Source organism: Vogesella sp. AC12, from assembly GCF_024437575.1.
Classification (GTDB): Bacteria; Pseudomonadota; Gammaproteobacteria; order Burkholderiales; family Chromobacteriaceae; genus Vogesella; species Vogesella indigofera.
In genome coordinates this window covers 475,157-496,148 of record NZ_JANFNU010000001.1, presented here as the reverse complement: position 1 = coordinate 496,148, position 20,992 = coordinate 475,157, and the positions used below count along the sequence as shown (strand labels likewise).

The 20,992-nt window shown below is 61.5% G+C and carries 18 protein-coding genes; 4 read left to right on the top strand and 14 right to left on the bottom strand.

The window, feature by feature from the left end:
• Positions 1-134: 134 nt before the first annotated feature.
• The 3 genes from NOM55_RS02530 to NOM55_RS02520 form a co-directional block, all read right to left on the bottom strand.
• Positions 135-1,751 (bottom strand): methyl-accepting chemotaxis protein, encoded by a 1,617-nt coding sequence (locus NOM55_RS02530; protein WP_255907358.1) that lies wholly within the window; start codon positions 1,749-1,751, stop codon positions 135-137.
• A 317-nt stretch (positions 1,752-2,068) separates the two neighbouring features.
• Complete coding sequence (locus tag NOM55_RS02525; RefSeq protein WP_255907357.1) at positions 2,069-3,460, bottom strand: NarK family nitrate/nitrite MFS transporter; 1,392 nt, start codon at positions 3,458-3,460, stop codon at positions 2,069-2,071.
• Between the two features lie 78 nt (positions 3,461-3,538).
• The gene (locus NOM55_RS02520) at positions 3,539-4,819 is read right to left on the bottom strand and encodes a nitrate/nitrite transporter (protein ID WP_255907356.1); all 1,281 of its coding nucleotides are present in this window, start codon (positions 4,817-4,819) and stop codon (positions 3,539-3,541) included.
• 287 nt (positions 4,820-5,106) lie between these two features.
• Here NOM55_RS02520 and rnk point away from each other — a divergent pair, with 287 nt between their 5' ends.
• Entirely contained in the window at positions 5,107-5,520 is a 414-nt protein-coding gene (rnk, locus tag NOM55_RS02515) for a nucleoside diphosphate kinase regulator (protein WP_255907355.1), read from the top strand.
• Positions 5,521-5,604: 84 nt separating this feature from the next.
• Here rnk and NOM55_RS02510 read toward each other — a convergent pair whose 3' ends face one another.
• From NOM55_RS02510 to NOM55_RS02495, 4 genes are all read right to left on the bottom strand, one after another.
• Positions 5,605-6,213 (bottom strand): alpha/beta hydrolase, encoded by a 609-nt coding sequence (locus tag NOM55_RS02510; protein WP_255907354.1) that lies wholly within the window; start codon positions 6,211-6,213, stop codon positions 5,605-5,607.
• Entirely contained in the window at positions 6,213-6,521 is a 309-nt protein-coding gene (locus tag NOM55_RS02505; RefSeq protein ID WP_047965436.1) for a ferredoxin, read from the bottom strand. The genes NOM55_RS02510 and NOM55_RS02505 overlap by 1 nt, the downstream gene beginning before the upstream one ends.
• Positions 6,522-6,578: 57 nt before the next feature.
• Positions 6,579-7,982 carry a replicative DNA helicase gene (gene dnaB / locus NOM55_RS02500; protein ID WP_047965437.1) on the bottom strand — a complete coding sequence of 468 codons (1,404 nt, stop codon included), beginning with the start codon at positions 7,980-7,982 and terminating at the stop codon, positions 6,579-6,581.
• 109 nt (positions 7,983-8,091) lie between these two features.
• Entirely contained in the window at positions 8,092-9,261 is a 1,170-nt protein-coding gene (locus tag NOM55_RS02495) for an NAD(P)/FAD-dependent oxidoreductase (RefSeq protein ID WP_255907353.1), read from the bottom strand.
• A 115-nt stretch (positions 9,262-9,376) separates the two neighbouring features.
• On the opposite strand from NOM55_RS02495, the gene sodB reads away from it, so the two are divergent.
• Positions 9,377-9,958, top strand: coding sequence for a superoxide dismutase [Fe] (gene sodB / locus NOM55_RS02490; RefSeq protein ID WP_120809945.1), 582 nt, complete (start codon positions 9,377-9,379; stop codon positions 9,956-9,958).
• 62 nt (positions 9,959-10,020) lie between these two features.
• On the opposite strand, the gene NOM55_RS02485 is transcribed toward sodB, so the two are convergent.
• The 6 genes from NOM55_RS02485 to tig form a co-directional block, all read right to left on the bottom strand.
• On the bottom strand, positions 10,021-11,853 hold the full coding sequence (locus NOM55_RS02485; protein ID WP_255907352.1) for a SurA N-terminal domain-containing protein: 1,833 nt from the start codon (positions 11,851-11,853) through the stop codon (positions 10,021-10,023).
• Between the two features lie 181 nt (positions 11,854-12,034).
• Entirely contained in the window at positions 12,035-12,304 is a 270-nt protein-coding gene (locus NOM55_RS02480; protein WP_017509554.1) for an HU family DNA-binding protein, read from the bottom strand.
• Between the two features lie 174 nt (positions 12,305-12,478).
• Positions 12,479-14,896, bottom strand: coding sequence for an endopeptidase La (gene lon, locus NOM55_RS02475; RefSeq protein ID WP_255907351.1), 2,418 nt, complete (start codon positions 14,894-14,896; stop codon positions 12,479-12,481).
• Between the two features lie 143 nt (positions 14,897-15,039).
• Complete coding sequence (gene clpX / locus NOM55_RS02470; RefSeq protein WP_047965441.1) at positions 15,040-16,317, bottom strand: ATP-dependent Clp protease ATP-binding subunit ClpX; 1,278 nt, start codon at positions 16,315-16,317, stop codon at positions 15,040-15,042.
• 16 nt (positions 16,318-16,333) lie between these two features.
• Positions 16,334-16,966 carry an ATP-dependent Clp endopeptidase proteolytic subunit ClpP gene (clpP, locus tag NOM55_RS02465; RefSeq protein ID WP_047965442.1) on the bottom strand — a complete coding sequence of 211 codons (633 nt, stop codon included), beginning with the start codon at positions 16,964-16,966 and terminating at the stop codon, positions 16,334-16,336.
• 23 nt (positions 16,967-16,989) lie between these two features.
• Positions 16,990-18,300: a trigger factor gene (tig, locus tag NOM55_RS02460; protein WP_047965443.1), complete on the bottom strand. Its 1,311-nt coding sequence runs from the start codon at positions 18,298-18,300 to the stop codon at positions 16,990-16,992.
• A 638-nt stretch (positions 18,301-18,938) separates the two neighbouring features.
• On the opposite strand from tig, the gene NOM55_RS17405 reads away from it, so the two are divergent.
• Positions 18,939-19,220, top strand: coding sequence for a type II toxin-antitoxin system HigB family toxin (locus NOM55_RS17405; protein ID WP_370687853.1), 282 nt, complete (start codon positions 18,939-18,941; stop codon positions 19,218-19,220).
• Entirely contained in the window at positions 19,208-19,618 is a 411-nt protein-coding gene (locus tag NOM55_RS02455) for a type II toxin-antitoxin system HigA family antitoxin (protein ID WP_255907350.1), read from the top strand. Before NOM55_RS17405 ends, NOM55_RS02455 begins: the two co-directional genes overlap by 13 nt.
• 88 nt (positions 19,619-19,706) lie before the next feature.
• On the opposite strand, the gene NOM55_RS02450 is transcribed toward NOM55_RS02455, so the two are convergent.
• Positions 19,707-20,696 (bottom strand): BRO family protein, encoded by a 990-nt coding sequence (locus NOM55_RS02450; protein WP_255907349.1) that lies wholly within the window; start codon positions 20,694-20,696, stop codon positions 19,707-19,709.
• Positions 20,697-20,992: the final 296 nt, after the last annotated feature.

Here is a 20,992-nt window from a genome sequence, read left to right as displayed (position 1 = left end):
TGGTCTTGAAAAAATACGGCGCTGCTACCACGGCGGCAACGCCCACATACACCATTCATTAAATGTAAGTTTCATGTAAGAAAATTACCGTTACCCATCAAGATGGCGACCACCCTGTCCGCTGCGGCTCCGGCTCAAGTGGTGTAACAGGCCACGTCGCGACGCATGTTCTGCGCCAGCTCGTGCAGGCGCAGCGCATTGAGCGCGGTGCTTTGCGCCGCGGCGCTGCTCTCCTCGGCGATCTGGGCGATGCCTTCCACCTTCTGCGAGATGCGGCCGCTGGCTTCGCTCTGCTCGTGGATGGCCGTCGCGATCTCCGCCACCTGCTGCCCGACCTGCCCGGCCAGGGTGCGCAGCTCGCCGATGGCGACACCGGCCTCGCGCACCCGCGCCACGCCCTGCTCGACGCGGCCAACCACGTCGCCGATCAGGTGCACGGTGGCGGTCGAACCTTCGCGGATGCTGGACACGGTGGCGTGAATCTGCCCGGTGGACGCGGTGGTGCGCTCGGCCAGCTTGCGTACCTCGTCGGCAACCACGGCAAAGCCGCGGCCGGATTCGCCGGCACGGGCGGCCTCGATCGCCGCGTTCAGCGCCAGCAGGTTGATCTGGTCGGCAATCTCGCCGATCACGTTGACCACCGAACCGATCGACTCGCTGCGGCTTTGCAGCTCCTGCACATAGCGCGCGGTGTCGTTCACCGCACTGGCGATGCTCTCGATCTCGGTCACCGTGTCACGGATCATCCGTTCGCTGTGCACCACCTGCTGCCCGGAGGCCGTCGCCAGCCGGTCGGCATCGCGGGTGCGCTCGGCAATGTGGCCGATGCTGATGGTAACCGCCTCCACCGCCGCCGCCATTTCCGTGGCCGACACGCTGGCATGGTGGGCGCCGCTCTTCACCTGGTCGGACGCCACGCTGAGGTCTTCCGCCGCCACCGTCACCGCGTGCGAGTGATGGCCGATCTGGTGGATGGAATCGCGCATCTTGCCCAGCAAGTGGTTGAACGCCTTCAGCAGGCCGCCGATCTCGTCATTCTTGTGCACCACCACGCGCTGCGACAGGTCCTGGCGGTCGGAAATGCCGCGCACCGCCAGCACCGCCGACTGCACCGGGCGGTTGATGCTGCGCAGGATCAGCCAGCCACAGCCGAACAGCAACACCATGGACAGCAGCAGTGACACCGCAAACGCCAGCTTGGCGGAGGCCATTTCCGCCTCGGCCTGCGCCCGGTTGTGGCGGCCCTCGTCCAGCACATCGTTGACGATGGCCGTCACCGAGCTGCCCAGCTCGGTGCCCACCTGGCGCCACGGCTCCATCGCCGCCGACAGTTGCGGCGGCGTCATTCCCGGCGCCACCCGCACCGCGTGCACCCGGTCCAGCAGCAGCAGGTATTGCTCGAACAGCGTGTCAAAGCGTTGCAGGTTGGCCAGGTCCTCGGGATGACGCAGTTGCGACTTCAGCTGCCGCAGCAGCTGGCGCAGCTTGTGCGAGGTTTCGCGGGTACGCAGCCGCGCCTGCAGCTGGAAGCTGCCGTCCTGCTCGTACACCTGCAGGATGTCGTCGATACGCAGATCCTTGAACGTGCTGCGGATATTTGCCACCAGCCCCAGCCGCGGGATGATGGTTTCATTGACCACGTCCAGCTTGGCATCGGCCGCCCGCAAGGCGTTCAGGCCCACCATGCTGGGCACCAGCGCCGCCAGCAGGGCCAGAACGGTAAAACACAACAACTTCAGTTTGATGGTCATCGTCACACTCCAGAAGAGGGGTCAAGCCGGTTAACGTCGTGGGCATTACGCTTGCTGGATTTCCTGTCATTGCGTGCGGGTGGCCGCCTGCGGGCGGCTCGTATGGTGATGCGGCAAGGTGTGCGCTATCCCGCCACCATTGCTGATGCGCATGACGTATAGCCGGCGGCGCCCTGTGTCAGCCTTGATCCACATCTAGCAATTCACGATGGCGCGCGGTTCGGCGGGATCGCCACCGCCGCCGCGGCGCAAAAAAAAAGCGCCCCGAGGGGCGCCGAAGAAGATTGCAGAAAAAGTCCGCAAACTTGGAGAAGTCGTCAGCAAGGCACTTCCGCGTTCTTGCGGGCGTAGTACCAGCCGTTGATCAGCAGGCAGCTGACGTAGAAGGCGATGAAGGCGTACAGCGCGGCATCGACACCGCCGGTCAGCGCGATCGAAGTACCGTAGCTTTTCGGGATGAAGAAGCCACCGTAGGCACCGATGGCACCGGAGAAGCCCAGTACCGCCGCGGCTTCCTTGGTGGCGTCGGCGACCGCTTTTTTCTGCGCCGCGTCGCCCTTGCCAGCCATGCGCTGGTGCAGGGTCAGGAAGATGGCCGGTACCTGCATGAAGGTGGAGCCGTTACCGATACCGGTCAGCGCGAACAGGCACAGGAACATGGCGAAGAAGCCCTGGAAGTTGCCACCCTGGCCGCCGTGCGGCAGGAAGTTGAGCACGCCGAATACTGCTGCGATCATCAGTGCGAACACCACTTGGGTCACCTTGGCGCCGCCCATCTTGTCCGACAGCCAGCCACCAACCGGACGCGCCAGCGCGCCAACCAGCGGGCCGAAGAACACGTACTTGCTCGGGTCAACATCCGGGAACTGGCCTTTCATCAGCAGCGGGAAGCCGGCAGCAAAACCGATGAAGGAACCGAAGGTGCCGATGTACAGCCAGCACATCAGCCAGTTGTGCTTGCGCTTGAAGATCACGGCCTGGTCGGCAAACGAGGCCTTGGCCGAGGCGATGTCGTTCATGCCGAACCATGCGGCCAACGTCGACAGCACGATGAACGGCACCCACACGAAGCCGGCGTTCTGCAGCCACATCTGCTTGGTGGCCTCGCCCTTGACCCAGGTCTGTGGCTCGCCGCCGAAGCCGCCAAACAGGCCCATGGTGATCACGATCGGCACCACGAACTGCACCACCGACACGCCGAGGTTACCCAGGCCGGCGTTCAGCCCCAGCGCGGTCCCCTTCTCTGCCTTCGGGTAGAAGAAGCTGATGTTGGACATCGAGGAGCTGAAGTTGCCGCCACCGAAGCCGCACAGCAACGCCAGGATCAGCATGGTCACGTAACTGGTGTTCGGGTCCTGCACCGCGAAGCCGATGCCGATCGCCGGGATTAGCAGGCTGGCGGTGGAGATGGCTGTCCAGCGACGACCGCCGAAGATCGGCACCATGAAGGAGTAGAAAATGCGCAGCGTGGCGCCGGACAGCGCCGGCAAGGCCGCTAGCCAGAACAGCTGGTTCTGGGTGTAGCTGAAGCCGATGTTGGGCATGTTCAGCACTGCCACGCTCCACACCTGCCAGATGATGAAGGCCAGCGTCAGCGCCGGGATGGACAGCCACAGATTGCGGCGGGCGACGGCTTTGCCGTCTTGCTGCCAGAAGCTGGGGCTTTCCGGCTCCCAGCGGGTCAGAACATGAGACGAACTTTGTGACATTTTGTCATCCTCCCTGAAGGGTGGCCCCTGCCACCCCTTAAATTTCATTACGACACATCACCCGGCGCCAGCCGGATATCAACGTTCCGCCATGGTCAGCTTTGCGCTCTTGGCAAACGATGCCTCGGCCGCTTCCTCTTTCTGGCGCACGGCGCGGAAGGAGAAGTGCATCCAGATCAGCGACACGCAGACGGTGCCGTACAGCAGCATGAAGGAGCTGGAGCGCACCCCGGTCAGGTCGACCAGCGCACCGAACATGATCGGCAACAGGAAGCCACCCAGGCCACCGGCGAGGCCGACCACGCCGGACACCGCACCGATGTTGTCGGGGAACTCGTCGGCAATGAACTTGAACACCGAGGCCTTGCCGATTGCCATCGCCACGCCGACGGCGAACAGGATCACCGTGAACATGGTGGTACCGAGGCCGAGGTGGAAGCTTTGCGGGCCGTTGATGGTCTGGATCACGAACGCGGTCTGCGGGTAGGACAGGATGAAGAAGGCCACCCAGCACACCCACATCACGCCCCAGGTCACCTTGTAGGCGCCGTACTTGTCCGACAGCCAGCCACCGACCGCGCGCAGCACACCGCCGGGCAACGAGAAACAGGCGGCCAGGAAGGCGGCGTGCTTGATATCGAAGCCGTATTCGCCGACGTAGTACTTGGTCATCCACAGCGCCAGCGCGACATAGCCGCCGAACACCACCGAGTAGTACTGGCAGTAGCGCAGCACCGCCGGGTCTTTCATCAACGCCCACTGCTGTGCCAGCGAGGTCTTGCTGGTCACCAGGTGCTTGGGGTCGTGGAAGGAGAAGAACCAGAACAGGATGGCGGTAATCAGCATGATCACCGCGTAGACGGTCGGTACCATCTGCCAGCCGGCGGCGGCGATGATGCCGGGCGCGATCAGCTTGGTCAGCGAAGAACCGGCGTTACCGGCGCCGAACACGCCCATCGCCATGCCCTGCTGCTCCTTGCGGAACCAGCGCGCCACGTAGGGGGTGCCCACCGAGAACGAGCCGCCGGCGAGACCGACGCAGAGGCCGATGGCGAGGAAGTGCCAGTAGGCGGTGGCAAACTGCATCGCGTAGATCGGGATCACGCAGGTCAGCATCAGCAGGAACAGGACGATGCGGCCGCCGAAGCGGTCGGTCCAGATGCCCAGCGGCACCCGCACCAGCGAACCGGTCAGCACCGGCGTTGCCGCCAGGATGCCGAACTGGGTTTCCGACAGGCCGAGCTGTTCCTTGATCGGAATGCCCAATACCGCAAACATCATCCAGATCATGAAGCACACGGTAAACGCCACCGTGCTGGAGGCCAGCACAGCGTATTGCTTGTAAGTATTCGAAGCCATGGTGAGCTACCCGCGCGATTAGTACAGCTCACACCTTACGCCGCCGCGCATGCGGCCAACATTCGCCACAGGGTTAAACCCTACAACGATTAAGGGTTAGCCGCACAAGGCCGTTTGGCGGGGGAAACTAGTTCGAAAGGAGGAGTTGGCCGCCAGCGGACAAACGGCGGCCGGCTGCCCGCCATCGCGCGAATCGGCTATGATGAAGACATCGTGATGCTGCCTGCCGCCGCATCACGTTTTGCATTGTGCGGGAGCCTCCCGCCAGACCCATTGAAGGAGCGACCATGAGCAGCCTGCCGGCGATCACCCTGTCCAGCCTGGACCACTTGCGTCTGACCAACCTGATCGAACGGGTTTCGGTCAAGGATTTTCCGGGGGTGACCGCACTGGAAGCAGAGCTCGACCGCGCCGAGGTGGTCGAACCTCGGGACATGCCGGCCGATGTGATCAGTATGAACAGCCGCGCCAGCATCCGCCTGCACAACAGCGGCGAGGCGCGCGAGATCACGCTGTGCTACCCGGCCGACGCCGATGCCGACAACGGCCGCATTTCCATCCTGGCGCCGATCGGCAGCGCGCTGCTGGGGCTGGCCGTCGGCCAGCAGATCGACTGGCCGCTGCCGGATGGCAGCCACACCCGCATCGAGGTGCTGGCGGTCAGCTACCAGCCGGAAGCCGACGGCGACTACCTGCGCTGACACCGACGCAGGCAAAAAACAAAAACGTTGGCCGCAATCGCGAGATTGCGGCCAACGTTTTGTCTTGCGGCAAACCGCCACGGTTTACCAGCAGCGCTTGATCAGCCCCGCCAGCTGCACCAGCCGGCCGTGGAAGAAGTGACCGGCCTCCGGCAGTACGATCACCGGCAGATGTTGCGGCCGCGCCCATACCATCACGTTTTCCAGCGGCACCACCTCGTCCGCCTCGCCGTGGATCACCAGCGTATCGGCCGGCACCTCCGGCGTCGGAATCTCGTACTTGCCCACCGCCGGCCCCATCAGCAACAGCTTGTCGGCGTCGATACGGGCACGGGTGCGTGCTGCGACGAAGCCGCCGAAGGAGAAGCCGGCCAGTGCCAGCGGCAGCGCGCCGTGCTGCTGGCGTGCGTAATCGACCACCGCGATCACGTCGTCGACCTCGCCGATGCCGTGATCGTGGTTGCCGCCACTGCTGCCGACGCCGCGCAGGTTGGGCAGGTAGCAGGTATAGCCCAGCTGCGACAGCGCCTTGGCCGCGGTCTGGATCACCTTGTTGGTATTGGTGCCGCCTTGCGTCGGATTGGGGTGGCACACCACGGCGATGCCGGTCTGCTCGCCCGCCGCGGGGATGACGATGGTTTCGAGCGCGCCGACCGGGCCGGCGATGTCGATCTTCTGCATCGCTTTCAGCATCAGATTTTCAGCCTTTCCACGATACGGCCATGGACCATGTGCTCTTCGACGATCTCGTCGATGTCGGCCTTGTCGATGAAGGTGTACCAGGTCTCCTGCGGGTACACCACCAGCACCGGGCCTTCGTCGCAGCGGCCGAGACAGCCGGCCTTGTTGACGCGAATCTGGCCGCTGCCGTTGAGGCCGCGCGCCTTGATCTGGTCTTTCATATAGCCCAGCAGCTCGCTGGAACCGAAGTTGTTGCAGCACATTTCGCCTTCGGCGCGCTGGTTACAGCAGACAAAAACATGTTTGTCGAAAAAGCTCATCGGGATTCCCTGTCTAGACCTGCGGCCAAGCTTGCAAGGTTGGCCGCAACAAATGGCTTAACCGTCGGCGTCGGCCCAGCCGGTGACGCCGTGTATCGCCGCGTTGTCGAATTTGGCGTGCATGCCCAGCCACGCCAGCCGCACCTTGCCGGTGGGGCCGTTACGGTGCTTGCCGATAATGGCTTCCGCCAGGCCCTTGTCCGGCGAATCGGGGTTGTAGTACTCGTCGCGGTACATGAAGATGATGATGTCCGCATCCTGCTCGATGGCGCCGGATTCGCGCAAGTCGGACATCATTGGCCGCTTGTCGGTACGCTGCTCCACGCTACGCGACAGCTGCGACAGCGCGATCACCGGCACCTGCAGCTCCTTGGCCAGGCCCTTCAGGCCGCGCGAGATCTCGCCCAGCTCGGAGGCGCGGTTGTCGCTGCGGCCGGAGCCCGACATCAGCTGCATGTAGTCGATCACGATCAGGCCGAGCTTGCCGCCGTGCTGGCGCGCCAGCCGCCGCGCGCGCGCGCGCAGCTCCAGCGCGGTCAGCGCCGGGGTTTCGTCGATGTACATCGGCGCATCGGACAGCTTGCCGATGGCGTAGGTCAGCTTCTGCCAGTCCTCGTCGCCGAGCTTGCCGGTACGCAGGATGTGCTGGTCCAGCCGGCCGACCGAACCCAGCATCCGCATCACCAGCTGGGTGCCACCCATTTCCATCGAGAACACCGCCACCGGCAGGCCGGCCTCGATCGCCACGTGTTCGGCAATGTTCATCGAGAACGCGGTCTTGCCCATCGACGGACGGCCGGCGACGATTACGAGGTCCCCCGGCTGCAGGCCGGAGGTCTTGGCGTCGAGATCGGTAAAGCCGGTCGGCACGCCGGTGACCTCGTCCGGATTGTCCCGGCTGTACAGCATGTCGATGCGCTCGACCACCTCTTTCAGCAGCGCCGGCATTTCCAGGAAGCCCTGCTTGGACTTGGCGGTGGATTCCGCGATCTGGAACACCTTGCCCTCGGCCTCGTCCAGCAGCTGCGCCGCATCGCGGCCCAGCGGGTTGTAGGCCGATTCGGCGATCTCGGTGCCGACCAGTGCCAGCGAGCGCATCACCGAGCGCTCGCGCACGATCTCGGCGTAGCGGCGGATGTTGGCCGCCGACGGCGTGTTCTGCGCCAGCATCGCGAGGTAAGCCAGGCCGCCGACGCTGCCCAGCTCGGCATTCTTGTCCAGGCTTTCGGAGACGGTCACCACGTCCGCCGGACGCGCGATGTCGACCAGTCTGGCGATGTGCTTGAAGATCACGCGGTGATCGTGGCGGTAGAAATCGGCCTCGGTCAGCAGATCGGCAATCTTTTCCCAGGCGCTGTTGTCCAGCAGCAGGCCGCCGAGTACCGATTGTTCGGCCTCGATCGAGTGTGGCGGCGTGCGGATGGCCGCCACCGAGGAGTCGTTGAAATCGTAGTCGCTCATAAAGCTTGGGGTATCCGGTGATGCCATTTAGCCGTGGCGCGGCCGACCACGGGTGCGCGCGAGCGCACACCACAAGGTTGGCCGCTGCCAGGCAGGAGAGAGCGTGATTCTAACAGTTTTTGCCGGCGACAAAGCCGGAAGACCACGCCCACTGGAAGTTATAACCGCCCAGCCAGCCGGTGATGTCGACCACCTCGCCGATGAAGAACAGCCCCGGCACCTCATTCGCCATCATCGTCTTGGACGACAGTGCCTTGGTGGACACCCCGCCGCGGGTGACCTCGGCCTTCTTGTAGCCCTGGGTGCCGTTGGGCAGCACGCGCCAGTTGTGCAGCGTCTCCGCCAGCTGGTGGCGCTTTTTCGGTGACAGGTCGCGGCCACGCACATTGGCGCCCTGCCCGTCCAGCCACGCCTCGGCAAAACGCTTCGGCCAGCCCAGCTCGCCCATGGCGTTGGCCAGTAGCTGTTCGCTGCCGGCGCGTTCTTCCAGCCACGCCTCGGCATCCAGATCCGGCAGCAAGTCGATGACGATCTCCTGCCCCGGCTGCCAGTAGCTGGAAATCTGCAGGATGGCCGGCCCGGACAGGCCCTTGTGGGTGAACAGCACGTTTTCGCGGAAGCGCACCTTGCCGATGCGCACCTCGGTATCCAGCGATACCCCGGCCAGCGGCGCAAAGCGGGCCGCATCCTCGACGTGGAAGGTCAGCGGCACCAGCGCCGGATCGAGCTTTGTTACCGGCAGGCCGAACTGCTCGGCGATCTGGTAGCCGAAGGCGGTGGCCCAGATCTGCGGGATCGACAGCCCGCCGGTGGCGATCACCAGCGATTCGCAACTGAAGCTGCCGGCGCTGGTTGCAAGCTGGAACGCCTCGTTGCGGCCAACCTGGTGCACGCTCACGCCCATGCGGCGGTCGACGTTGGCCGCACGGCACTCGGCATCGAGCATGTCGATCAGTTGCTGGCTACTGTCGTCGCAGAACAGCTGTCCCAGCTTTTTCTCGTGATAGGCGATACCGTAGCGCTCCATCAGCGCGATGAAATGCTGCGGCGTGTACTGTGCCAGTGCCGAGCGGCAAAAATTCGGATTCTCCGACACATAGCAGTCATGACGGGCGTGCACATTGGTGAAGTTGCTGCGCCCGCCACCGGAAATGCGGATCTTCTCCGCCAGCTTGGCGGCGTGATCCAGCAGCAGCACGCGGCGGCCGCGCTGACCGGCGGTGGCAGCACACATCATGCCGGCGGCGCCGGCGCCGATCACAATTACGTCGAAATGCACAAAGCGAACCTTTAGTGTAGTGATTTAGTCAAGAATTGGCGCATTCGCACAATTACAGTAAACTTCATTGGTCGAACAGCGCATGCTGTTTTACTTTTTAACTCTGGAGAGCACGATGGAACACAAACTGCCCGAACTGCCGTACGCGCTGGACGCCCTGGCACCGATCATTTCCAAGGAAACCCTGGAATTCCACTACGGCAAGCATCACCAGACCTACATCACCAACCTGAACAACCTGATCAAGGGTACCGAGTTCGAGAACGCCTCGCTGGAAGAAATCGTCAAGAAATCCTCCGGTGGCATCTTCAACAACGCCGCCCAGGTGTGGAACCACACTTTCTACTGGTTCGGTCTGGCACCGAACGCCGGTGGCGAGCCGACCGGCGCGCTGGCTGACGCCATCAACGCCAAGTGGGGTTCGTTCGACGAATTCAAGAAAGCCTTTGCTGCCTGTGCCGTTGGCACCTTCGGCTCCGGCTGGGCCTGGCTGGTGAAAAACACCGACGGCAGCCTGGATCTGGTTTCCACCAGTAACGCCGCTACCCCGCTGACCACCGACAAGCAGCCACTGCTGACTTGCGACGTGTGGGAACACGCTTACTACATCGACTACCGCAACAGCCGTCCGAACTACCTGGAAGGCTTCTGGAAGCTGGTGAACTGGGACTTCGTGGCGAAAAACTTCGCTGCCTGATCCCTGCCCTGAGGGCAAAACCAGAAAAGGCCCCTTGCGGGGCCTTTTTGCTTGCTGCCGGTTTACTGATCCGCCGGCTGCTGGCTGATCATCACCTTGTCGCGATTGCGCAGCTCATCCAGGTAGGAGATCAGCACCGTATTGGCCGACATCTCGCCCAGTACGCCTTTCAGCTGCGCCAGTTCCGGCGCCGAAGCGGTCGGTGCCTTGTCGACGCTGTCGATGCGATAGATCACGTAGTCGCCATTGTCGCGACGGGCACCGGCAAACGCCGGCAGCTTGCCAACGTTGGCCGCAAACACCGCGCGCAGCTCCGGTACGGCCATGCCGTTGGCGGCACGACGCGACACCTTGCGCAACGCGCCCCAGCTCTGGCCATCCAGCCCCTTGCCGGCCTTGAAGTCGGCCACCAGTTGCAGGCCGCGCTTCTCGGCACGGTTGGCCGCCTCACGCGCGGTCAGCTCGGCGCGCACTTGCGCCTGCACCTCGGTCAACGGCTTCTGGCGCTGCGGCTGGTACTGCTTCACGCGCAGTACCACCGCATTGCTGGCCGACAGTTCCACCGGCTCGCTGTTGTGCTTCTTCTTCAGCACATCGTCACCGTAGACCGCTTCCAGCACCTTGGCATTGCCCAGCACCGCGTCACCGGCGATACCGCTGCGGCTCATCGCCGGCCCGGTTTTCACTGTCAGCTTCAGCTGTTCGGCCAGTGCCTGCAGCGAGTCCGGCTGCTGGTAGGCAAGATCACCCATCTTCTCCAGCTGTGCACGATAGCTGGCACCGGCCTTGTCACGCTTCAGCTTCTCGATCACCGCCGCCTTCTGGCCGGCGAAATCGACCGCCTTCACTTCATCCAGTTTCAGGATGTGGAAGCCGAACTCGGTTTCCACCACGGCACTGATCTGGCCCGGCTGCAGCGCGAAGGCGGCCTCCTCGAATGGCTTGACCATCGCGCCACGGCCGAAGAAGCCGAGGTCACCGCCCTGCTCGGCCGAGCCCGGATCCTGCGAACGGGCCTTGGCCAGCGCGGCAAAGCCGGCCGGATTGGTCTTGAGCTGCTGCAGCAGCGCTTCCGCCTGCGCCTTCACCGCCGCCTTGGCTTCCGGCTTCGCCGCCGCATCCACGGTCAACAGGATATGCGACACGCGGCGCTCTTCGCTGCCGAATTCCGTCTTGTGCTTGTCGAAGTATGCCTGCGCCTCGGCATCGCTGACCATCTGCGTCGCCGCCACCTCATCCAGCGACAGCGACACGTACTCGATCACCGCCGATTCCGGCTCCAGGTAGCGCGTCTTGTTGCTGTCGTAGTAGGCCTTGACGGCAGCGTCGTCAATCTTGACGTCGGCGGCAAAGCCGGCCGGCGTGATCAGCACTTCGCGCACTTCACGCGATTCGCCGAACAGCGCGCCCATGCGGGCGAGCACGCTGGACGACACGAAATGGGTATTCAGGTACGGCGTGATCTGCGTCTGCAGCATCAGGTCGCGGCGGACGTCAGCTTCGAAATCCTCTGCCGAGCGGTAGCGGCTCTTGATGAATTCGGCGTAACGGGCCTGACTGAACTTACCGTTTTCCTGGAACGTCGGAATGGTGGCAATCGCCTGGCGCAGCTGCTCCACGCTCGGCGTGATGCCGTTGCGCTCAGCCGCAGCAATCAGCAGTTGCTGGCGAATCAGGTTCTCCAGCACCGCCTGGCGGGTCGCGGCGTTGGCCGGCTGGCCTTCCAGCTGGCGCTCGACATCGCGGGCAAAAATCTTGTTGTCGCCGACTTTGGCCAGGAAAGGCTCGTCAACGGCAGCGGTATAGCTACCAACGCCAAAGCCGACAAAGGTCAGCGCTACCGCGCCAAGGATGACTTTGATCGCCGTTTGATTGTTCTGGACAAAATTGAACATGGATTCGGTTTGTTACCAAAAAAACAAGGTGAACGGTTTTGCCGTTCACCTTGTTGTTTGTCTGGCGGAGTCTGCGGCCGGGGCCGCAACACTTGCTGCCTCAAGCCTTCAAGTGCACTCCCCTCACAATACGACAGGACGGGAACCAACCTGTCTCCCGGTTACCCGGGAATGTGCACTCTTACAGCGCGTCTTTCAGTGCCTTGCCGGCACGGAATTTCGGAGACTTGGCAGCAGCGATAGTGATGGTTTCGCCCGTTTTCGGGTTGCGGCCACTACGCTCTGCGCGTTCACCAACATAGAAAGTACCAAAGCCTACAACAGTAACGGTATCGCCAGCCTTCAGCGCGTCAGTTACGGCATCGATCATGCCATCCAGCGCTTTGCCAGCAGCTGCTTTAGAAATGTCTGCTTTGGCGGCAATCGCGTCAATCAGTTCAGACTTGTTCACGTTAAGTCCCCTTTCGTCGTTCTCGGTGTACGTAGTACTGAAATAAACCGCTAGCTTTATAACAAGGCCAAAAACCTTGTGTCAAGCGGCTTCCAGCTGGGGTCAAGCCTGAATCAACCCCTTCTGGAAGCCGATGCTAGCGCGCTTTTCCAGCTAAATCAAAACAAAGCGTCATCAGTGCGTTACAACAGGGGCATTTTGCACATCATCCGCCGCCGGATTTGCAACAGTCGGTGCGGCATCGGCCAGTGGCTCCGGCGCATGCTCCAGCGCCAGCGCCAGCACCTCGTCAAACCACTTCACCGGATGGATTTCCAGCTTGCTCTTGATGTTGGCCGGGATCTCGGCCAGATCCTTGACGTTGTTCTTCGGAATCAGCACGTGCTTGATGCCGCCACGCTGCGCCGCCAGCAGCTTTTCCTTGAGACCGCCGATGGGCAGCACCTCGCCACGCAGGGTGATCTCGCCGGTCATCGCCACGTCGGCACGCACCGGGATACCGGTCAGCACCGAAACCAGCGCGGTGGCCATGGCAGCGCCCGCAGAAGGGCCATCTTTTGGGGTCGCCCCTTCTGGCACGTGAATGTGCATGTCGTGCTTCTCGTAGAAGTCAGGACGGATACCCAGTTGCGCGGCACGACTGCGCACCACGGTCAGCGCCGCGGTAATCGACTCCTGCATCACCTCGCCCAGCTGGCCGGTACGGATGATGTTGCCCTTGCCCGGCAATGCCGCCGCCTCGATGGTCAGCAATTCGCCGCCAACTTCGGTCCACGCCAGACCGGTAACCTGGCCGATGCGGTTCTGCTCTTCGGCGACGCCGTATTCGAAACGCTGCACCCCCAGATACTTGTCGAGGTTCTTCGGCGTGACCGTCACCTTGCTGGTCTTGCCGTCCTTCTTCAGTGACTGCTGGGTCACCACCTTGCGGCATATCTTGGCAATCTCGCGGTCGAGACTGCGCACCCCGGCCTCGCGGGTGTAGTAACGCACGATGTCACGGATCGCGGCCTCCTGGATCACCAGCTCGCCTTCGGCAACGCCGTTGGCCTTCACCTGCTTGTCGACCAGATACTTGACGGCGATGCTGACCTTCTCGTCCTCGGTGTAGCCGGAAAGACGGATGATCTCCATGCGGTCCAGTAGCGCCGGCGGAATGTTCAGCGAGTTGGCGGTTGCCACGAACATCACGTCGGACAGGTCAAAGTCGACCTCGGCGTAATGATCGACGAAAGCGTGATTCTGTTCCGGATCCAGCACTTCCAGCAGTGCCGACGACGGATCGCCACGGAAATCGGCGCCCATCTTGTCCACTTCATCCAGCAGGAACAGCGGGTTCTTCACGCCGGCCTTGCTCATGTTCTGCAGCACCTTGCCCGGCATCGAGCCGATATAGGTACGACGGTGACCACGAATCTCGGACTCGTCACGCACGCCGCCCAGCGCCATGCGCACGAACTTGCGGTTGGTGGCGCGGGCAATCGACTGCCCCAGCGAGGTCTTGCCTACACCGGGCGGCCCGACCAGGCACAGGATCGGCGCCTTGAGCTTGTCGACACGCTTCTGCACCGCGAGGTATTCCAGGATGCGCTCCTTGACCTTTTCCAGGCCAAAGTGGTCTTCGTCGAGGATGGCTTCGGCGGCATCGATTTCCTTGCTGACCTTGGTTTTCTTTTTCCACGGCAGATCAAGCAGGGTTTCGATGTAGTTGCGCACCACGGTGGCTTCGGCGGACATCGGCGACATCATCTTGAGCTTTTTCAGCTCGGCCATCACCTTGTCCTTGGCCTCTTTCGTCATGCCGGCCAGCTTGATTTTCTTCTCAAGCTCGTCGATCTCGCTGGCTTCGTCGTCCTCGCCCAGTTCTTTCTGGATCGCCTTGACCTGCTCGTTCAGGTAGTACTCGCGCTGGCTCTTTTCCATCTGGCGCTTGACGCGGCCGCGGATGCGTTTCTCCACCTGCAGGATGTCGATCTCGCTTTCCATCAGCCCCAGCAGGTGCTCGATGCGGACCTGGATGTCGAACATCTCCAGGATTTCCTGCTTCTGCTCCAGCTTCAGCGGCAGGTGCGCGACGATGGTGTCGGCCAGACGGCCGGCACGGTCGATGCCATTCAGCGAGGACAGGATCTCGCTCGGGATCTTCTTGTTCAGTTTGACGAACTGCTCGAACTGGGCCAGCAGCGCACGACGCAGCGCTTCCACTTCGGCGGTGTCGGCGCCGTCCAGAGCAACCGGCGTGATGTCGGCGGTGAAATACTCGTCGGCATCGCCATGCACCAGATCGACCTTGGCACGCTGCCGGCCCTCGACCAGCACCTTGACCGTGCCGTCGGGCAGCTTGAGCATTTGCAGAATGGTCGCCACGGTGCCGATGGCATGCAGATCCTCGGCAGACGGTTCATCCTTGGAGGCCGAGCGCTGGGCTACCAGCAGGATTTGCTTGCCATCATCCATCGCCTTTTCCAGCGCACGGATGGACTTGGCACGCCCGACAAACAGGGGAATGACCATGTGGGGGAAGACAACGACATCGCGCAGCGGCAGCAGCGGCAGCGTGGCTTTATCAATGAGTTCGGTGGTTTGGGGCATATCACCTAACCTTAACAGGGAGGAATTCAGTTGCGATTACAGATAAGGGCATGTTGACACTTATCAAGCATGCTAATGCAGATCGCTGCACTTTTAAAATAAAAAACCGCCGGTAACGGCGGTTTTCGGGGAGCGCAGAGCAATCAGGCGGACTGTGCCGTCTGGTCGTCAGTGTCCTGATAGATGAACAGCGGCTTGTCGCCCTTCTCGATCACCTTTTCGTCAACCACCACGCGGGTCACGCCATCCAGCGACGGCAGCTCGTACATGGTGTCCAGCAGCGCACGCTCCAGAATAGAACGCAGACCACGGGCGCCGGTCTTGCGGATCAGCGCCTGCTTGGCGATCAGCCGCAGTGCGGAAGGACGCACTTCAAGATCAACCTTCTCCATCGAGAACAGGCGCTGGTACTGCTTGATCAGCGCATTCTTCGGTTGGGTCAGGATATTGACCAGTGCCTCTTCGTCCAGCTCTTCCAGCGTCGCGACCACCGGCAGACGGCCGATCAGCTCCGGAATCAGGCCGAAACGGATCAGGTCTTCCGGCTCGACATCCTGGAACAGCGCCGACAGCGATTTGCCGCCATCCTTGGAGGTCACTTCGGCACCGAAACCGATACCTCCCTTTTCCGAGCGACGGCGGATGATCTTTTCCAGACCATCGAACGCGCCACCGCAAATGAACAGGATATTGGTGGTATCGACCTGGATGAACTCCTGGTTCGGATGCTTGCGCCCACCCTGCGGCGGCACCGAGGCAACCGTACCCTCGATCAGTTTCAGCAAGGCCTGCTGCACGCCCTCTCCCGATACGTCGCGGGTAATGGACGGGTTTTCGGACTTGCGCGAAATCTTGTCGATTTCATCCAGATACACGATGCCGCGCTGCGCCTTTTCCGGGTCGTAGTCGCACTTCTGCAGCAGCTTCTGGATGATGTGCTCGACATCTTCACCGACATAACCCGCTTCGGTCAGGGTCGTGGCATCGGCAATCACAAACGGCACGTCCAGCAACCGCGCCAGTGTTTGCGCCAGCAGCGTCTTGCCAGAACCGGTCGGACCGATCAGCAGGATGTTGCTCTTCGCCAGTTCGACGTCGTCCTTGCTACTCGCCGTGTACAAACGCTTGTAGTGGTTGTACACCGCAACCGACAGGGTTTTCTTCGCTTGTTCCTGGCCGATGATGTGCTGGTCCAGGCTGGCGCGGATTTCCTGCGGCGTCGGCAACTTGGCCGCCACCTCTTCCGGCGTGGCCGCATCGCCCAGCTTGGCTTCCAGCTCTTCGTGAATGATGTCGGTACACAGGTCGACACATTCATTGCAAATGTAGACCTGTGGCCCGGCGATCAGACGCTGCACTTCGTGCTGGCTCTTGCCGCAGAAAGAGCAGTAAAGCAGTTTTTCGCTGTTTTTGTCAGCCATTCACACCATTCCCGAATTAGGCAGCCACTTCGGCACGCGAAGTCAGCACTTTGTCGATCAGACCGTAAGCCAGCGCCTGCTCCGCGGACATGAAATTGTCGCGCTCGGTATCGGCCTGGATCTGTTCCAGCGCCTGACCAGTATGCTTGGCCAGCAATTCATTCATCAGCAACTTGGTTTTCACCAGTTCGCGCGCATGAATCTCGATATCGGTCACCTGACCGCTCAGACCGCCGCCGTACAGCAACGGTTGGTGAATCATCACCCGGCTATGCGGCAGCGTGAAACGCTTGCCCTTGGCACCGGCGGACAGCAGGAATGCACCCATGCTGGCGGCCTGGCCAATGCAGAGGGTCGAAATATCCGGCTTGATGAAGTTCATCGTGTCGTAAATCGACATGCCGGCGGTAATCGACCCCCCCGGGGAGTTGATGTACAGATAGATGTCCTTGTCCGGGTTCTCCGACTCCAGGAACAGCATCTGTGCCACGACCAGATTGGCCGACTCATCGGTGACAGGCCCGACCAGGAAAATGATACGTTCCTTGAGCAGGCGGGAGAAGATGTCATAGGCGCGCTCGCCACGACCGCTCTGCTCCACCACCATGGGCACCAGCCCCAAACCTTGCGGTTCAATCATCGATTTCATCGACCTCTCCGGATTACAGTTGATTATTGGCCGTTATTGCCCATCAAGGCATCAAACGACAGTTCCTTCTCGACAACATTGGCACGGGACAGCACAAATTCAACCACGTTGTCTTCAAGAACCATCGAAGTCGGGCCTTCCAGGCGGTCCGGGCTGGCGTAGTACCAGCTCAGCACGTCTTCCGGCTGCTCGTAGCTGTCGGCGAACTCTTCGATCATGGCCTTGACTTGCTCAGGCTTGGCTTCCAGCTTGTTGGCTTCCACCACTTCCGCCAGGATCAGGCCCAGAGCCACGCGGCGCTCGGCTTGCTGGGTGAACAGGTCGGCCGGCAGCGGCATGTCTTTCATGGCCATGCCGCGCTGTTCCAGGTCCTTGCGGGCCTGTTCCATCAGGCGGCCAACTTCCAGCTCGACCAGCGACTTCGGCAACTCGATGGTGGTCGCATCCAGCAGCACCTGCATTACCGCTTCCTTGTTGCGGGCGGTCAGGCGACGCTTGACTTCACGCTCGACGTTCTTGCGGATTTCAGCGCGCATTTTGCTGATGTCGCCGTCGGCGATGCCCAGCTGCTTGGCCAGCTCTTCGTTGACTTCCGGCAGTTGTGCTTCGGCAACGCTCTTCAGGGTGATGTCGAAGACTGCAGTCTTACCGGCAACATCCTTGCCATGGTAATCCTCTGGGAAGTTCACGGTCACGCTGACGGTTTCGCCTTCCTTCAGGCCTTTCACGCCGTTTTCGAAGTCAGCCAGCATCTGGCCCTGGCCGATCATGAACGGGAAGTTTTCAGCGGAGCCGCCTTCGAAGGCCACGCCGTCGATGCTACCCTTGAAGTCGATGATTACGCGATCGCCTTCGGCAGCCGCACGTTCAACGTGATTGAAGCGGGTGCGTTGCTTGCGCAGGATGTCGATGGTCTTGTCAATTTCGGCGTCGGTTACTGGGGTGTTCGCCTTTTCAACGTCCTTGCCGGCCAGTTCGCCCACCACAACTTCCGGATAAACCTCGAAAGTAGCGGCAAACTTGAAGCTTTCGGCGTCGCCAGCGGCATCAACCGATTCAAAACGCGGGTAACCGGCTACGCGCAGCTTTTGCTCGACGGCAGCCTTGTAGAAACCTTGTTGCACTTGCTCGCCCAGCACTTCTTCACGAACCTGCGCGCCATAGTTCATTTCAACGATCTTGGCCGGGGCTTTGCCTGGACGGAAACCCTGAATTTTGGCCGTGCGTGCCACGCGCTTCAGGCGCTCGGCAACTTGTGCGTCGATTGCCGCCATTGGCAAGGCAATGCTCATGCGACGCTCAAGGCCGCTCAACGTTTCCAATTGTACTTGCATGTCCAATCCTTAGATTTAAAGGTGTGGGAGATTAAAGCCAGAGACAAAAAGCAAGATGGCGGAACATTTTACAAGAACCGGCTGAATCTGCTTTTTGCACCAATTCAGAGGTATTGCCGAAGGCGGATCAGTCAGGGCGCCGCCCCGCTCGCCCGCATTCTGGCGACAAAAGCAAGGGATGAGTATAGCACGCAGCCACCAAATGAACAGTGCATCGCGCTTGCGGCCAAGTGCGCACCAATCCAGGTGCGTAAAAACAAAAAACCGCCGAAACCTTTGCTGTGCTTGGGTTTGAGCGGTTTAGTGTTTTCCATGAAGCAATGTAGTGGTGCGAAAGGAGAGACTCGCGAACCCGCTTGACACAAGGCAACCGGCTGATTTTGGGACACTTATGGGACACTGGCTCAACAGCCAGCCACTCCGCAGGCACTCCATCATCACTGCTCAAACTCAGGCATCAAGACAAGACCGGGCAGCCTTGTAAATATTCCTTTATATACATCCCGGGATGGGACAAACAAGCTGGGACGAATTGTACCGCCTATCGCCCCACGAACCAAGGCTTCGCTTCAGGCCAAGGCGCGTGACACACCCTAACCTTTCTTGCCAAAAATCTCAATACGAGATAAATTGACCATATGCGGGTAATCTCAAACAAAGCCTTGTTGGTCTTTTCTGCGGCCCACCAGCCCGCGGCAGAACCACTGCAAGCATGGCGAACCGTGATCGAGTCTCGACCCTTCGCCAACTTTGCCGATCTGAAGTCGGCCTTCAACGCCACGGACAAAGTCGGGGACTACTACGTTTTCGACATTGGCGGAAACAAGTACAGGGTAATCGCTGCCATCCATTTCAACCGGCAGATGCTGTACGTCAGGCACGTTTTCACACACAAGGAGTACGACAAATGGAAACCATGAACATTGCCGAGATCGCCGCCCACTTTGGCGCGCTGAGCCGTGCAGTGCCTCTGCGCCCCATCCGTACCGAGGAAGACTACGACCACGCCGTATCGGTGATGAATGAGCTGCTGGATGCCGGCGCCGCCGACGAAGCCCACCCCCTGGCCGACTTGGTGGCCACCTTGGGCGAGCTGATCGGCGACTATGACGACCAGCACTACCAGCTGCCGGATGTAACCGGGGTGGATGCACTGCGCATGCTCATGGCCCAGCACCACCTTACCCAGTCCGACCTGCCAGAGATTGGCACGCAGGGCGTGATCTCGGAAATACTGCGCGGCAAGCGCGATCTGAACGTGCGGCACATCCGCGCCCTGGAAACCCGCTTTCACGTACCGGCCGCGGTGTTCCTGTAACTCGGCCGCGGACTGACGCAGAAAAGCCGCCCAAGGGCGGCTTTCTTATTTAGCCTACGGCCATTACGGCCAAGACAGCCCTCTTCACCTACCCCCGCCGCGCCAGCCTGGCCATGGCGGCGGCGCCGATGGCGTGCAGATCGTCGCGGGTCCACATCACATCCGGCGCGGCAAGCTGCTTGGCCAGCTCCGCCGCTGTCGCCACAAACGCCTCGGTCGGTACCGGCTCCGCCTGCAGCACGCCGCGATGGTTCATGCTCAGCAACACCCGCCCGCCCCTCGCCAGATCAGCCGGTGACACCGGCCAAGGCATCGACGCCCCTGGCGCCTGCACAGCCGTGGCGGCAGACACTGGCGCGATAGCCGATGGAGCCGCCTCGCCCCGCAAGTATGCCTCCACCGCGGCCAACCCTGCCTTGCCCTGTGCCGGCGCAAAGCACGCCGCGTGCATCTGAGCGCCCGCCTCTGTCCATACGATCATGCTGCGGCCGAAGTTACGTGACACCTCGCCTGTGTGCAGGTTGGCCAGACCGAAGCGGCGCAGCGCGTCACCCTCCAGCCGGAACCAGTGCACACCGTGGACAAACCGCTCCGGGAACAACTCGCGGTTGCGCCGGATCGGATCGATGCTCATGCCGAAGCATGCGGCCAACCTTTGCATGGTCAGCACCGGCACATCGTCCAGCATCGCTACGCCAGGCGCCGCAACGTTGGCCGCAGTCGACGGCAAGGCGTAACTGCCAGACTTGCGCAGTGACGGCAGCACCTCGTGCGTCACCCAACGCTTGAAGGGCTTCGCTTCCGGTTTGCGGCTTTTAAGGATCGCGGAGTACATGCCGGATTCGTTGATGATGACCAGCGTCTGTTCGCCACCAGGGGTACGCACAATGTGCGTACCCTTTTCGTCTTCATCCAGAGAGCGCGTCATATCGGGCGCATTGCGGTAATCCAGCGCGGCAGCAACGTCAGACGCAACAAACCACACCTCACCTTCACGATCGAAGGTGCGGACATCAAAGGAACCAAAAGAGAAAACAGCAGGTGCGGACGAGCCGAGGGATTGAATGTGAGCAGTCATTTCTAACTCCTGTGATGGCGGTTTTTCCCCGCCACCCCCGCGGCCAAGCAAGGGTGGCAGACCAAGGTGGGGTTGGCCGACCGGCTCACAGGACACCGGCACACCCGAAGGTGTCCCCACCCGGCCCGCCATAAACTGCGCGCACGAGTGCATTCAAACAAAAAGCCGCAATGACGGCGGCTATTCTGTTCGCCTGTGATTACACGGGCGGCCAAGCCCGTTCACGCTATTGAACGTGATAATTGCATATTAAGAACATCGTATCACACTGTCAATAACGCATTCACACACTCGCT

Bases quoted from the DNA above. Each gene is read 5' to 3' on its own strand.
- dnaB (WP_047965437.1), bottom strand. From the start codon at position 7,982: ATGAGCGACTACGATTTCAACGACTCCTCGGTGGCGGCCATCCGCACG.
- sodB (WP_120809945.1), top strand. From the start codon at position 9,377: ATGGAACACAAACTGCCCGAACTGCCGTACGCGCTGGACGCCCTGGCA.
- NOM55_RS02530 (WP_255907358.1), bottom strand. From the start codon at position 1,751: ATGACCATCAAACTGAAGTTGTTGTGTTTTACCGTTCTGGCCCTGCTG.
- clpX (WP_047965441.1), bottom strand. From the start codon at position 16,317: ATGGCTGACAAAAACAGCGAAAAACTGCTTTACTGCTCTTTCTGCGGC.
- NOM55_RS02520 (WP_255907356.1), bottom strand. From the start codon at position 4,819: ATGGCTTCGAATACTTACAAGCAATACGCTGTGCTGGCCTCCAGCACG.
- clpP (WP_047965442.1), bottom strand. From the start codon at position 16,966: ATGAAATCGATGATTGAACCGCAAGGTTTGGGGCTGGTGCCCATGGTG.
- tig (WP_047965443.1), bottom strand. From the start codon at position 18,300: ATGCAAGTACAATTGGAAACGTTGAGCGGCCTTGAGCGTCGCATGAGC.
- lon (WP_255907351.1), bottom strand. From the start codon at position 14,896: ATGCCCCAAACCACCGAACTCATTGATAAAGCCACGCTGCCGCTGCTG.
- NOM55_RS02525 (WP_255907357.1), bottom strand. From the start codon at position 3,460: ATGTCACAAAGTTCGTCTCATGTTCTGACCCGCTGGGAGCCGGAAAGC.
- NOM55_RS02450 (WP_255907349.1), bottom strand. From the start codon at position 20,696: ATGACTGCTCACATTCAATCCCTCGGCTCGTCCGCACCTGCTGTTTTC.
- rnk (WP_255907355.1), top strand. From the start codon at position 5,107: ATGAGCAGCCTGCCGGCGATCACCCTGTCCAGCCTGGACCACTTGCGT.
- NOM55_RS02505 (WP_047965436.1), bottom strand. From the start codon at position 6,521: ATGAGCTTTTTCGACAAACATGTTTTTGTCTGCTGTAACCAGCGCGCC.
- NOM55_RS02485 (WP_255907352.1), bottom strand. From the start codon at position 11,853: ATGTTCAATTTTGTCCAGAACAATCAAACGGCGATCAAAGTCATCCTT.
- NOM55_RS17405 (WP_370687853.1), top strand. From the start codon at position 18,939: ATGCGGGTAATCTCAAACAAAGCCTTGTTGGTCTTTTCTGCGGCCCAC.
- NOM55_RS02455 (WP_255907350.1), top strand. From the start codon at position 19,208: ATGGAAACCATGAACATTGCCGAGATCGCCGCCCACTTTGGCGCGCTG.
- NOM55_RS02510 (WP_255907354.1), bottom strand. From the start codon at position 6,213: ATGCTGAAAGCGATGCAGAAGATCGACATCGCCGGCCCGGTCGGCGCG.